This window comes from Streptomyces sp. NPDC001532 (assembly GCF_040298625.1).
Taxonomy (GTDB): Bacteria; Actinomycetota; Actinomycetes; order Streptomycetales; family Streptomycetaceae; genus Streptomyces.
On sequence record NZ_JBEPAL010000062.1, the window covers coordinates 1 to 12,865 of the forward strand.

A 12,865-nucleotide genomic window follows, 5' to 3' on the forward strand; every position below is an offset into this window, starting at 1 on the left:
CGGTTACATTCCGAACCCGGAAGCTAAGCCTCACAGCGCCGATGGTACTGCAGGGGGGACCCTGTGGGAGAGTAGGACGCCGCCGAACAATCTTTGGAAGGACCCCTGGTCACCAGCGTTCAGCTGGGACCAGGGGTCCTTTTGTTTTTCCGAAGCGCGCCGGGTACTCGGCTGCGCGAGAATGACTTGCGGTACCGAAGACAGGAGTCACCGATGTCCACCAACTCTCCCGACGACCGTCCGGAGCGCGACCAGCGGCGCCGGGATGGTGGGGATCGCGGCGACCGCGGCGGCTTCCGTCGCGGGGGCGAGCGTAACGACCGTGACCGTGGCGGCTTCGGCCGGCGGGACGGTGGGGACCGTGGCGGTTTCCGCCGCGATGACAGGCGTGACGACCGCCGAGACGACCGGCGGGACAGTGGTGACCGTGGTGGCTTCCGCCGCGACGACCGCCGCGACGACCGCCGTGACGACCGTGGCGATCGCGGGGGTTTCCGTCGCGATGACCGGCGGGACGACAACCGTCGTGACGACAACCGCGGTGGCGGTTACGGGCGGCGCGACGACCGCCGTGACGACCGGCGGGACGACCGGCGGGACGACCGTCGTGACGGGGACCGAGGTGGCTACCGGCCGTCCTCGTACCAGCGTGACGACCGCGATCGAGACCGTGGACCGCGTCGGGACGACCGTGGGGACCGGCCGGCGTTCCGGCGGGACGACCGCGGTGACCGGCCGGGCTTCCGGCGGGACGACAACCGCGGCGGTTTTGGCCGTCGGGGTGACGACCGCGGTGACCGTGGCGGGTTCCGTCGCGACGACAACCGGGGTGGCGGCGGCTACGGTCAGCGTGACGACCGGCGTGATGACCGGCGTGACGGTGACCGCGGTGGCTTCCGCCGGGACGACCGCCGGGACGACCGTCGTGATGACCGCCGTGACGATCGTGGTTTCCGTGGTGACGACCGCGATCGCGGTTTCCGCGGTGGCGACCGGGACCGGGGCGGGTACGGCCGTCGGGACGGCGGTGACCGCGGTGGATTCCGTCGCGACGACAACCGGGGTGGCGGCGGCTACGGTCAGCGTGACGACCGGCGTGATGACCGGCGTGACGGTGACCGCGGTGGCTTCCGCCGCGATGACCGCCGTGACGATCGTCGTGACGACCGGCGTGACGGTGACCGCGGTGGCTTCCGTCGGGACGACCGTCGTGACGACCGTCGGGATGAGCGGCGTGACGGTGACCGTGGTGGTTTCCGTCGGGACGACAGCCGTGGGGAGCGCGGTGGGTTCCGGGGACGGGACGACCGTGGGAGCCGTGGGCCTCGGCGTGACGACCGCGGCGGGCGGCCTGGTGGGTTCCGTGGCCGGGGCGACGACCGCCGTGGCGCCGGTGCGGGTGCCGGCGGTGGCCGGTTCCGTGACGAGCGGGACCGTGACCGGGAGCCGATCAAGCGGCTGCCGATCCCCGAGGACGTCACGGGCGACGAGATCGACAAGGACGTACGGCAGGAACTCCAGAGCCTGCCGAAGACGCTCGCGGAGGACGTCGCCAGGAACCTGGTGATGGTCGCCCGGCTCATCGACGAGGACCCCGAGGGCGCGTACGGCTACTCCAAGGTGGCTCTGCGGCTGGCGTCGCGGGTCGCGGCGGTGCGGGAGGCGGCCGGATTCGCGGCGTACGCCAACCAGAAGTACAGCGAGGCGCTGGCCGAGTTCCGGGCGGCGCGGCGGATGACCGGGACCGTGGAGCTGTGGCCGGTGATGGCCGACTGCGAGCGTGGGCTCGGACGGCCGGAGAAGGCGCTGGACATGGCGGGTGCGCCGGAGGTGCACAAGCTGGACAAGGCCGGTCAGGTGGAGATGCGGCTCGTCGCGGCGGGCGCCCGGCGTGACATGGGGCAGCTGGACGCGGCCATCGTGACGCTGCAGAGCCCCGAGCTGGCCTCCAGTGCCGTCCACCCGTGGACCGCCCGGCTGCGGTACGCGTACGCGGACGCGCTGCTGGCGGCCGGTCGGGACCGTGAGGCGCGGGAGTGGTTCGCGAAGGCCGTCGAGGCCGACCGGGACGGCAGCACGGACGCCTCGGACCGGCTCGCGGAGCTCGACGGTGTCGAGTTCGTGGACGCGCTGGACGCCGACGCCGAGGCGGAGGAGGTCGCGGACGCGGGCGAGGACACGGTCGCGGTCACGGACACGGACGAGGTCACGGACGCGGCCCCGGACGAGGTCGAGATCGAGGTCCACGCCGACGCCGACGCCGACGCCGAGGCGGAGCCGGGTGAGGACAAGGACCGCGATCAGGACTGACGCGGGTGAATGAAGGGGCGGGACTACGGTCCCGCCCCTTTTTTCGTGTGTGCGGGGTCAGCGGTCCAGGGCGCGCAGGACCAGGCCCGAGGCGGGTTTGGGGCCGAAGGACGTGGACTTGCGGGGCATCGTGACGCCCTGGCGGGCGAGGTCGCGGACGGCCTCCTCGCGGACCGGGTGCATCAGGACGGCGGTGCCGCCGTCGCGTTCGGCCTTGCTGACGGTGGCGGCCGCGTCGTGGATGTAGGCGATGTGGGCCGGGGAGTCCTCGGGGACGCGCCACACGTGGTCGAGGAGCGTGGAGTGCAGGACGGTGGCGTCCAGGGTGCGCCAGGCGGCGGGGCGGTCGGCGGGGACCGTGCGGGCCAGCAGGTCGGGGTCCGGGCGGTCGACGAGGTGGAAGGCGCCGTCGCCGGCGAGGAGGAAGGCGTTGCCTTCGCGGGCCGCGTCGGCGAGGACCGTCAGGGCGTTCGCGAGCGGGCCGGTCAGGCGGCGGACGCGGAACCGGCCGTCCAGGGCGGCCAGGGCGTCGGCGACGGGCAGGCCGTGCAGCAGGCGGTGGATGGCCCGGACGCGCAGGGGATAACGGGCGGTGTCGACCAGGAGGACGAGGCCGTAGTCCCAGGGACTCGGGGAAGGGTGTTCCGCGCGGAGCCGGCGGTAGGTCGCCCAGCGGTGGTGGCCGTCGGCGATGAGGGCCTGGTGGCGGGCCAGGTCGGACTGGACGAGGGACACGTCGGCCGGGTCGGTGAGGGACCACAGGCGGTGGTGGAAGCCGTCCTCGGTGGTGGTCGACAGCAGCGACGGGCGCTCGGCCGTGCGTTCGATGACCGCGGTGGTGTCGGCGGCGGAGCCGTCGCCGCGGTAGGTGAGCAGCAAGGGCTCGAAGTTCGCCGAGGTGGCGCGCATCAGGTCCGCGCGGTCGGCGACGACGTGCGGCATGACGTCCTCGTGCGGCAGGACCACGCACTCGGAGGGATCGGAGACCCGCAGGGCGCCGATGATGCCGCGTTGCAGGAGACCGGAGCCGTCGCGCTGTTCGTAGACGTAGAGGCCGGGCTCGGGGTCGGTGGTGAGGACGCCCTCGGCGAGCCAGCGGCGCAGGGTGGTGGCCGCCTGTTCGTTGCGCTCGGAGGGGGTGGCGGCCTGCGGAAGGATGAGGCGGACGATGTTGTGGGGGTCCGCGGCCTGGAGGTGGTGCAGGCCGTCGGGGCGTACCACGACGTCGTACGGCGGGGATGTCACGGCCGCCAGGCTGCCGACCCGGTCGGGGTCGTAGCGCAGGCCTCGGAACGGGGTGAGTTCCAGGCCTCGGCGCGCCTTTGCTTCCGAGTGACCTGCTGTGTTCATCCCGGCATCGTACGTGTGTCGGTGGCATGGGGGATGATCGGGGGAAAGCGGAGCGGACGAGGAGCGATGCGGAATGAGCCAGGGCGTCAGGACGCGGCCCGCGGGCAGTGAACGGGTGCTGAGCGAGGCGTACGACACGGCGCTGCTCGACCTGGACGGGGTGGTGTACGCGGGCGGTGAGGCGATCGCTCACGCGGTCGAGTCGCTGGAGACCGCCCGGGCGGGCGGGATGCATCTGGCGTACGTCACCAACAACGCGCTGCGCACCCCGGACGCCGTGGCCGCGCATCTCACCGAGCTGGGGATACTGGCGGAGGCGTCGGACGTCATCACCTCCGCGCAGGCCGTGGCGCGGCTGATCGCCGAGCAGGTGCCGGCGGGGGCGCGGGTGCTGGTGGTCGGTGGTGAAGGGCTGCGGGTGGCGCTGCGGGAGCGGGGGCTGGTTCCCGTCGAGTCGGCGGAGGACGATCCGGTGGCCGTGGTGCAGGGGTACGGCGGGCCGGAGCTGCCCTGGGGCCGGTTCGCGGAGGCCTGTTACGCGATCGCGCGCGGGGTGCCGTGGTTCGCGTCCAACACCGATCTGACGATCCCGAGTGCGCGGGGGATCGCGCCGGGCAACGGGGCCGCGGTGGAGGTCGTGCGGATCGCGACCGGGGCCGAGCCGCGGGTGGCGGGCAAGCCGCTGCCGCCGATGCACCGGGAGACGATCCTGCGGACCGGCGCCGAGCGGCCGCTGGTGGTCGGGGACCGGCTGGACACGGACATCGAGGGGGCGTTCAACGGCGAGGTCGACTCGCTGCTGGTGCTGACCGGGGTGACCGACGGGCCGCAGCTGCTGGCGGCGGCGCCGCGGCACCGGCCGACGTACGTCGACCAGGACCTGCGCGGGATGCTGACCGGGCAGCCGGAGGTCGTCGAGGCCGGTGCCGGGTTCCGGTGCGGTGGCTGGACGGCGTCGGCGGGCGCGGAGCGGCTGGAGCTGACGGGTGAGGGTGCGGCCCTGGACGGGTTGCGCGCTCTGTGCGCGGCGGCGTGGACGGCGGCCGGGGACGGTGTGTGCGAGCTGGACGGCGGGAAGGCGCTGGCTCGGCTGGGGCTCTGAGGGCTGGTTGCTGGGGCTGGGGCTGGGGCGGCTGGGCCTGGGCCTGGATGGCTGGTGGCGGGGGCCGGGATGGCTGGTCGCCTAGGCCTGGAAGGTTGGCGGCCTGGCCTGGATGGCTGGTGGCTGAGGCTGTGGCGGCTGGTGGCCTGGGGCTGCATGGCCCGTCGCTGGGGCTGTGGCGGCTGGTCGCTTGAGCCCGGATGGCTGGTCGCCTATGCCTGGAAGGCTGGCCGCTGGGGCTCTGACGGCCGGTCGCCTGGGCCTGGACGGCCGGATGCTGGAGATCTGACGGCCGGTCGCTGGGGTGGGGTGGGAACCCTCTGTGCGGGTCCGAAGGCGTTCGGGATCTTGATCAAATGGGAGGGTAGGCTAACCTAACCGCGTGTTGGTCGAAAGTCTTCCCGAACAGCGCGCGGAGACCGCTCCCGCGCTCCCGAACCGCCGGGCGATACGGGCCGCCGGGCTGATCGTCTCCGTGGTGATCCTGGTGATCGTCGCGCTGGCGAGCATCGCGATCGGCGCCCGCGGGCTGTCGCTGGAGCAGGTCTGGCACGGCCTGTTCCACGATTCGGGGACGTACGGCGACACCGTCGTCGCAGACCGGCTCTCCCGGACCCTGATCGGTCTGCTGGCCGGAGCCGCGCTCGGTCTGTCCGGAGCCGTGCTCCAGGCGCTGACCCGCAACCCGCTGGCCGATCCCGGCCTGCTCGGACTGAACGCGGGCGCGTCCGCCGCGGTCGTCACCGCCATCAGCTTCCTCGGTGTCACCAGCCTGAACGGCTATGTGTGGTTCGCCTTCTGCGGGGCGGCGGCGGTCGGCGCGCTGGTCTGGTTCCTCGGCGGCAGCCGGGGCGCGACGCCGGTGCGGCTCGCGCTCGCCGGCACCGCCATCAGCGCCGCGCTCTACGGCTATCTCCAGGCCGTGATGATCGTCGACGAGGCGGCGCTGGGCAAGATGCGCTTCTGGACGGTGGGTTCGCTCAGCTCGGCGACCGACGACACCATCGTGCAGGTGCTGCCGTTCCTCGTGGTCGGCATGCTGCTCGCGCTCGGTCTGGCCCGGCCGCTCAACGCCATGTCCATGGGCGACGACACCGCCAAGGCGCTCGGCGCCCACCTCAACCGCACCCGTGCGCTGGCGATGCTCGCCGCCACCGTGCTGTGCGGGGCCGCCACCGCCGCCTGCGGGCCGATCGTGTTCGTCGGGCTCATGGTGCCGCACGTGGTCCGCTCCTTCACCGGCCCGGACCTGCGCTGGATCCTGCCGTACGCCATGGTCCTGTCGCCGGTCATGCTGCTCGGCGCCGATGTCATCGGCCGGGTCGTGGCCCGGCCCTCGGAGCTGCAGGTCGGCATCATCACCGCGATCCTCGGCGGTCCGGTCTTCATCTTTCTCGTACGACGGCGGAGGACGGCCCAACTGTGAGGACCGCAGTGAAAACCGCAGCCAAGACAGCGGCCAGGACAGCGGCCGGGACCACCGCGGCGGACACCGGCGCCGAGCCCGTGCGCGCCACCCGCGCCCTGCGCACCGCCGGCGGGCTGTCCCTGCGGCTGGACGTCCGCGCCGCCACCGTCGTCGTCCTGCTGCTGCTCGCCGCGCTCACCGCGAGCGTCCTGCTGATCGGCACCGGCGACTTCCCGATCGCGGCCTCCGACGTGCTGAGGACGCTGATGGGCAACGGCGACGCCGGGCAGGAGTTCATCGTCAACGAGCTGCGGCTGCCGCGGGTGCTCGTCGCCCTCCTGGTGGGCGCCTCGCTGGGCCTCGGCGGAGCGCTGTTCCAGGCCATCTCCCGCAACCCGCTGGGCAGTCCCGACATCCTCGGCCTCGGGCAGGGCGCGACGGCCGGGGCGCTGGTGGTGATCGTGCTGTTCTCCGGGACCGCCGCCCAGGTCACCATGGGTGCCCTGGTGGGTGGCCTGGTGACCGGGCTCTCCATCTATCTGCTCGCCTGGAAGCAGGGGGTGCACGGCTATCGGCTGGTCCTGGTCGGTATCGGCGTCTCGGCGATCGTCACGGCCGTCAACGGCTATCTGATCACCAAGGCCGACCTGGTCGACGCCTCCCGCGCCATCGTCTGGATGACTGGCTCCCTCAGCGGCCGTGACTGGGCGCAGGTCTGGCCGCTGCTCGCGCTGTGCGCCGTCCTCGTACCGCTCGCCCTCGGCAACGCGCGCGGGCTGCGGATGATGGAGATGGGCGACGACGTCTCCCACGCCCTCGGGGTGCGCGTGGAGCGCGTACGGCTGCTGCTGATGGTGGCCGCCGTGCTGCTCACCGCGGCCGCCACCGCCGCCGCCGGCCCGGTCAGCTTCGTGGCGCTGACCGCGCCGCAGCTCGCCCGGCGCCTGACCCGCTCGCCCGGCCCGAACCTGCTGCCGTCCCTGTGCATGGGCGCCGCCCTGCTGGTCATCGCCGACTTGGCCTCGCAGCGGCTCTTCGGCGCCGACCAGCTGCCCGTCGGTGTGGTCACCGGTGTCGTCGGCGGCGTCTACCTGCTGTGGCTGCTGGTCAGCGAGCGCCGGGCGGGCCGGATATGAGCGCCGGTCCCCGCGCCGCCACCGGCACCGACCCCCGGGTCAGCCCCGCGCCGACCGACCCCGTCACCGGGCTGAACGACCGAAGGAGCACCATGAACCGGCTGTCCGCCGAGAACGTCACCCTCGCCTACGACCAGCGCGTCATCGCCGAACAGCTCTCGGTGGAGATCCCCGACAACTCCTTCACCGTGATCGTCGGCCCGAACGCCTGCGGCAAGTCCACCCTGCTGCGGGCGCTGTCGCGGATGCTGAAGCCGAGTCAGGGCCGGGTGCTCCTCGACGGGCAGGTCATCCAGTCGATGCCCGCCAAGAAGGTGGCGCGCACCCTCGGCCTGCTGCCGCAGTCGTCGATCGCGCCGGACGGCATCACGGTCGCCGACCTGGTCGGCCGCGGCCGCTACCCGCACCAGGGCCTGCTGCGCCAGTGGTCCACCGAGGACGAGCGGGTCGTCCAGGAGTCCATGGCCCAGACCGGGGTCGCCGAACTGGCCGACCGGTACGTCGACGAGCTGTCCGGCGGTCAGCGCCAGCGGGTGTGGATCGCCATGGCGCTCGCCCAGCAGACCCCGCTGCTGCTGCTCGACGAGCCGACGACCTACCTGGACATCCAGCACCAGATAGACGTCCTCGACCTCTGCGCCGAGCTGCACGAGGAGCAGGGCCGCACGCTCGTCGCCGTCCTGCACGACCTCAACCACGCGGCCCGCTACGCCACCCATCTGATCGCGCTGCGCGGCGGCGAGGTGATCGCCCAGGGCGCGCCGAACGACATCGTCACCGCCGAGCTGGTCGAGCAGGTCTTCGGGCTGCGCTGCCAGGTCATCGACGACCCGGAGACGGGTACGCCGCTGGTGGTGCCGGCCGCGCGCAAGGCTCGCGCGCGGGTGGTGGCTACAGAAGCTTCCTGAGGCGGAAGAGGTCGGGGAGACTCGCCTCCAGCCGCACCCGGCCCGAGCCCCAGGCCTTGGCGAAGTGCAGCTCGCCGGCGACCAGCGCGACCAGGTCGTCCCCGGTCATCGCGAGCCTGATCTGGGCCTTCTCGCGGGGCGGGCCCTGAAGGGTCTCGCGCACCTCGATGCGGCCGCCGGTCATCCGGCCGGCGAAGGTGACGTCCAGGTCCTTGATGTGGCAGCTCACCGAGCGGTCCAGGGCCGCCGCCTCGCGGACGCCCCCCTCGGTGCGCTGCATGCTGTCCGAGAGCTTGTCGAGTGCGCTGCGGCACTCCTCGATCGTGGCCATCGGGATCGACGGTACCCCAGGGCCACGAGGTAGCGTCGGGGCATGAACGACGCAGTGCCCGAGGCGGAGCCGCCGCAGGGGCCGGTGGACGAGCGGCAGGGGCCGGTGGACGAGTCGCATTGGCCGGCAGGCGAGCCGCAGCGGCCGGTGGGCGCACCCGGTCAGCCGGTGCACGAGCCGCGGCGGCCGGTGGGCCGCCGGGATCAGCAGGCCGGCCGACCGGGTCAGTCGGCGGGCGGATCGGAGCAGCCGGCGGGTGGGCCGGATCAAGCTGTGGACGGGCCGGAGCGGTCGGTGGGCGGTGAGCCGGTGCCCGACCCGGCCGGGCCGGCGCCGCTCGGGGTCCCGCGGACGCCCACCGGCAACGCCGACGTCGACGCCGCGCTGGACCGGCTGGCCGACGCGGACCACCTCGCCACGGACGGACACGTCGAGGTGTACGAGGATGTACACCGGGGGCTGCGCGACGCGCTCACCGCGCTCGACGCCCGTCCGGGACCTCCGGCTCCCACCCGTCACCCGACCGCCGCCCCTCAATGAGACCCTTCGGGTCACACTTTTTTGATTTGCCGTACAGCAGTAGGAGCTGAACCGAACGTGGCAGGAGTCGCACGCCGCCGTCTCGACGCGGAGCTGGTCCGGCGGAAGCTCGCGCGCTCGCGCGAGCACGCCAGCCAGCTGATCGCCGCCGGGCGGGTCACCGTCGGCAAGACCGTCGCGACCAAGCCCGCCACCCAGGTGGAGACCGCGGCCGCCATCGTCGTCTCCAGTGACGACAACGACCCCGAGTACGTCTCCCGGGGCGGGCACAAGCTCGCCGGGGCGCTGGCCGCGTTCGTGCCGCGGGGGCTGGTCGTCGAGGGGCGGCGGGCGCTGGACGCCGGCGCGTCCACCGGCGGCTTCACGGATGTGCTGCTGCGGGCGGGCGCCGCGCACGTCGTCGCCGTCGACGTCGGCTACGGCCAGCTGGCCTGGACTCTCCAGAGCGATGAACGCGTCACCGTCAAGGACCGTACCAACGTACGGGAGTTGACGCTGGAGGCGATCGACGGTGAGCCTGTGGACCTGGTCGTCGGGGATCTGTCCTTCATCCCGCTCGGACTGGTGCTGCCCGCCCTGGCGCGGGTGGTGCGGCCGGACGCCGATCTGGTGATGATGGTCAAGCCGCAGTTCGAGGTCGGGAAGGAGCGGCTGGGCAGCGGGGGAGTCGTACGGAGTCCGCAGCTGCGGGCGGAGGCCGTGCGGGGAGTGGCCGGGAAGGCGTGGGAGCTGGGGCTCGGGGTGCAGGGTGTCACCGCCAGTCCGCTGCCGGGCCCGTCCGGCAATGTCGAGTACTTTCTGTGGCTGCGGGCCGGTGCTCCGGAGCTGGACCCGGCCGACGTTGACCGTGCAGTGGCGGAGGGGCCGCGTTGACATCGAACCGAGCTCGTACTGTTTTCCTGCTCGCCCACACCGGGCGTCCGGCGGCCATTCGCAGCGCCGAGCTCGTGGTGAAGGGGCTGCTGCGCTCCGGGATCGGGGTGCGGGTCCTGGAGGAGGAGGCGCGGGACCTGCCGCTGCCCGACGAGGTGGAGCTGGTCGGCGAGGCCACCCCGCAGTGCCTCGACGGGTGCGAGCTGCTGATCGTGCTGGGCGGTGACGGGACGCTGCTGCGCGGAGCGGAGTTCGCGCGGGCGTCCGGCGTGCCGATGCTCGGCGTCAACCTCGGACGGGTCGGGTTCCTCGCGGAGGCCGAGCGGGACGACCTCGACAAGGTCGTCGACCGGGTGGTGACGAAGGCGTACGAGGTCGAGGAGCGGATGACCGTCGACGTCGTCGTGCACAGCAACGGCGACATCGTGCACACCGACTGGGCGCTGAACGAGGCGGCCGTGCAGAAGGCCGGCGCGGAGAAGCTGCTGGAGGTCGTGCTGGAGATCGACGGGCGGCCGGTCACCGGGTTCGGGTGCGACGGCATCGTGCTGTCCACGCCGACCGGGTCGACGGCGTACGCGTTCTCCGCGGGCGGTCCGGTGGTGTGGCCGGAGGTCGAGGCGCTGCTGATGGTGCCGATCTCCGCGCACGCGCTGTTCGCCAAGCCGCTGGTGACCTCGCCGGACTCGGTGCTGGCGGTGGAGGTGCTGCCGCACATCCCGCCGGGCGTGCTGTGGTGCGACGGGCGGCGGACCGTGGAGCTGCCCGCCGGAGCGCGGGTGGAGGTGCGGCGGGGGGCCGTGCCGGTGCGGCTGGCCCGGCTGCACCACGCGTCGTTCACGGACCGGCTGGTGGCGAAGTTCGCGCTGCCGGTGTCCGGGTGGCGTGGGGCGCCGCACTAGCCACTCGGTGGGGTGGTTCGTCGTCGTGGGCGGGTGCGGGGCCTGATGGCGGATCGCGCAGTTCCCCGCGCCCCTGGAGTGGGTCCACTCACGTGGGTGACACGGGTGGGGCGGTCGCACTCCTCGACCGCGACCTCGTAAGGTCTTCTCCGTGTTGGAGGAGATGCGGATACGGTCGCTCGGAGTCATCGACGATGCCGTGGTCGAGCTGTCGCCCGGGTTCACCGCTGTCACCGGTGAGACGGGCGCGGGCAAGACCATGGTCGTCACCAGCCTGGGCCTGCTGCTCGGCGGGCGGGCGGACCCGGCGCTGGTGCGGATCGGCGCCGAGAAGGCGGTCGTCGAGGGGCGGATCGCGCTGCCCGCGAACGCCTCCGTGGCCGTCCGGGCCGAGGAGGCCGGGGCCGAGCTGGACGACGGGGCGCTGCTGATCAGCCGTACCGTCTCCGCCGAGGGTCGCTCGCGGGCGCATCTGGGCGGGCGGTCCGTGCCGGTGGGGCTGCTGGCCGAGCTGGCCGACGAGCTGGTGGCCGTGCACGGGCAGACCGACCAGCAGGGGCTGCTCAAGCTGTCCCGGCAGCGGCAGGCGCTCGACCGGTACGCCGGGGACGCCGTGGCCGTGCCGCTCGACAAGTACCGCGAGGCCTACCGGCGGCTGCGGGCCGTGGCCGTGGAGCTCGACGAGATCACCACACGTGCGCGTGAGCGGGCCCAGGAGGCCGACATGCTGCGCTACGGCCTCGACGAGATCGCCGCCGTCGAGCCGCGCGCCGGAGAGGACGTCGAGCTGGCCGAGGAGGCGGAGCGGCTGGGCCACGCCGAGGCGCTGGCGTCCGCCGCCGCGGTCGCGCACGCGGCGCTGGCGGGCAATCCGGAGGACCCCGAGGGCGTCGACGCCTCGACGCTCGTCGCGGGCGCCCACCGGGCCCTGGAGGCCGTACGGTCGCACGATCCGGCGCTGGCCGCGCTCGCCGAGCGGATCGGTGAGATCGGGATCCTGCTGGGCGACGTGGCCGGGGAGCTGGCCGGGTACGCCGACGACCTCGACGCCGATCCGCTGCGGCTGGCGGCGGTCGAGGAGCGGCGGGCCGCGCTGAACGCGCTGACGCGGAAGTACGGCGAGGACGTCACGGCCGTGCTGACGTGGGCCGAGCGGAGCGCCGCACGGCTGACCGAGCTGGAGGGCGACGACTCGCGGATCGAGGAGCTGACCGCCGAACGGGACGCCCTGCGCGCCGAACTCGGCGGCCTGGCACAGGCGTTGACGGACGCGCGGACGGAGGCCGCCGAGCGGTTCGCCGCCGCCGTGACCGCCGAGCTGGCCTCCCTGGCCATGCCGCACGCGCGCGTGTCCTTCGCGCTCCGGCAGACCGAGGACCCGGAGGGCGTCGAGGTCGGCGGACGGACGGTCGCGTACGGGCCGTCCGGTGTCGACGAGGTCGAGCTGCTGCTCGCGCCGCATCCGGGAGCGCCGCCGCGGCCCATCGCCAAGGGGGCGTCCGGTGGTGAGCTGTCCCGGGTGATGCTGGCCGTCGAGGTCGTCTTCGCCGGGACGGATCCGGTGCCGACGTATCTCTTCGACGAGGTCGACGCCGGTGTCGGTGGCAAGGCGGCGGTGGAGATCGGGCGGCGGCTGGCGAAGCTGGCGAAGTCCGCGCAGGTCGTCGTGGTGACCCATCTGCCGCAGGTGGCGGCGTTCGCGGACCGTCAGCTGCTGGTCGAGAAGACCAACGACGGGTCGGTCACGCGCTCCGGGGTCAAGGTGCTGGAGGGCGAGGAGCGGATCCGGGAGCTGTCCCGGATGCTGGCCGGCCAGGAGGACTCGGAAACGGCGCGGGCCCACGCGGAGGAACTGCTGGCGACGGCGCGGGGGGACCGCGAGTAGCGCGGGGTGGTTCGGCTTGGGGGTGGCGGCGGCCGGGGCTCGGCGGTTTGGCTCGAGGGCGGTGGCCGGGGCTGGGCGGCCTGGTCGAGGGCGGCGGTCGGGGCTGGGCCGGGGCCGGCG

General features: G+C 73.4%; 12 protein-coding genes and 1 rRNA gene. 11 read left to right on the forward strand and 2 right to left on the reverse strand.

The features are described 5' to 3' along the window. The 3 genes from rrf to ABT232_RS35470 form a co-directional block, all read left to right on the forward strand. Positions 1–88: ribosomal RNA gene (gene rrf, locus ABT232_RS35460) — 5S ribosomal RNA — on the forward strand; the annotation flags it as partial. Between the two features lie 234 nt (positions 89–322). Next, positions 323–1,567, forward strand: coding sequence for a hypothetical protein (locus tag ABT232_RS35465; RefSeq protein WP_351848186.1), 1,245 nt, complete (start codon positions 323–325; stop codon positions 1,565–1,567). Further along, positions 1,459–2,310: a tetratricopeptide repeat protein gene (locus tag ABT232_RS35470; protein WP_351848188.1), complete on the forward strand. Its 852-nt coding sequence runs from the start codon at positions 1,459–1,461 to the stop codon at positions 2,308–2,310. The genes ABT232_RS35465 and ABT232_RS35470 overlap by 109 nt, the downstream gene beginning before the upstream one ends. A gap of 57 nt (positions 2,311–2,367) precedes the next feature. Here the strand turns inward: ABT232_RS35470 and ABT232_RS35475 are convergent, their stop codons facing one another. Further along, positions 2,368–3,660, reverse strand: a complete 1,293-nt coding sequence (locus ABT232_RS35475; protein ID WP_351848116.1) for a DUF1015 domain-containing protein — start codon at positions 3,658–3,660, stop codon at positions 2,368–2,370. A gap of 73 nt (positions 3,661–3,733) precedes the next feature. On the opposite strand from ABT232_RS35475, the gene ABT232_RS35480 reads away from it, so the two are divergent. The 4 genes from ABT232_RS35480 to ABT232_RS35495 all read left to right on the forward strand — a co-directional run bounded on the left by ABT232_RS35480 (position 3,734) and on the right by ABT232_RS35495 (position 8,214). Beyond that, a complete protein-coding gene (locus ABT232_RS35480) occupies positions 3,734–4,762 on the forward strand; it encodes an HAD hydrolase-like protein (protein WP_351848118.1) in 1,029 nt (342 codons plus the stop codon). Positions 4,763–5,144: 382 nt separating this feature from the next. Continuing rightward, entirely contained in the window at positions 5,145–6,188 is a 1,044-nt protein-coding gene (locus ABT232_RS35485; RefSeq protein WP_351848121.1) for a FecCD family ABC transporter permease, read from the forward strand. 80 nt (positions 6,189–6,268) lie between these two features. Continuing rightward, positions 6,269–7,306: a FecCD family ABC transporter permease gene (locus tag ABT232_RS35490; protein ID WP_351848191.1), complete on the forward strand. Its 1,038-nt coding sequence runs from the start codon at positions 6,269–6,271 to the stop codon at positions 7,304–7,306. Between the two features lie 92 nt (positions 7,307–7,398). Then, positions 7,399–8,214, forward strand: a complete 816-nt coding sequence (locus tag ABT232_RS35495; RefSeq protein ID WP_351848193.1) for an ABC transporter ATP-binding protein — start codon at positions 7,399–7,401, stop codon at positions 8,212–8,214. Here the strand turns inward: ABT232_RS35495 and ABT232_RS35500 are convergent. Further along, positions 8,198–8,545: a sterol-binding protein gene (locus ABT232_RS35500; protein WP_351848124.1), complete on the reverse strand. Its 348-nt coding sequence runs from the start codon at positions 8,543–8,545 to the stop codon at positions 8,198–8,200. The genes ABT232_RS35495 and ABT232_RS35500 overlap by 17 nt on opposite strands. A gap of 273 nt (positions 8,546–8,818) precedes the next feature. On the opposite strand from ABT232_RS35500, the gene ABT232_RS35505 reads away from it, so the two are divergent. From ABT232_RS35505 to recN, 4 genes are all read left to right on the forward strand, one after another. Then, positions 8,819–9,085 carry a hypothetical protein gene (locus ABT232_RS35505; protein WP_351848195.1) on the forward strand — a complete coding sequence of 89 codons (267 nt, stop codon included), beginning with the start codon at positions 8,819–8,821 and terminating at the stop codon, positions 9,083–9,085. 57 nt (positions 9,086–9,142) lie between these two features. Continuing rightward, a complete protein-coding gene (locus ABT232_RS35510) occupies positions 9,143–9,958 on the forward strand; it encodes a TlyA family RNA methyltransferase (protein ID WP_351848126.1) in 816 nt (271 codons plus the stop codon). Then, positions 9,955–10,860, forward strand: coding sequence for an NAD kinase (locus ABT232_RS35515; protein WP_351848128.1), 906 nt, complete (start codon positions 9,955–9,957; stop codon positions 10,858–10,860). The genes ABT232_RS35510 and ABT232_RS35515 overlap by 4 nt, the downstream gene beginning before the upstream one ends. 163 nt (positions 10,861–11,023) lie before the next feature. After that, complete coding sequence (recN, locus tag ABT232_RS35520; protein ID WP_351848197.1) at positions 11,024–12,745, forward strand: DNA repair protein RecN; 1,722 nt, start codon at positions 11,024–11,026, stop codon at positions 12,743–12,745. Positions 12,746–12,865: the final 120 nt, after the last annotated feature.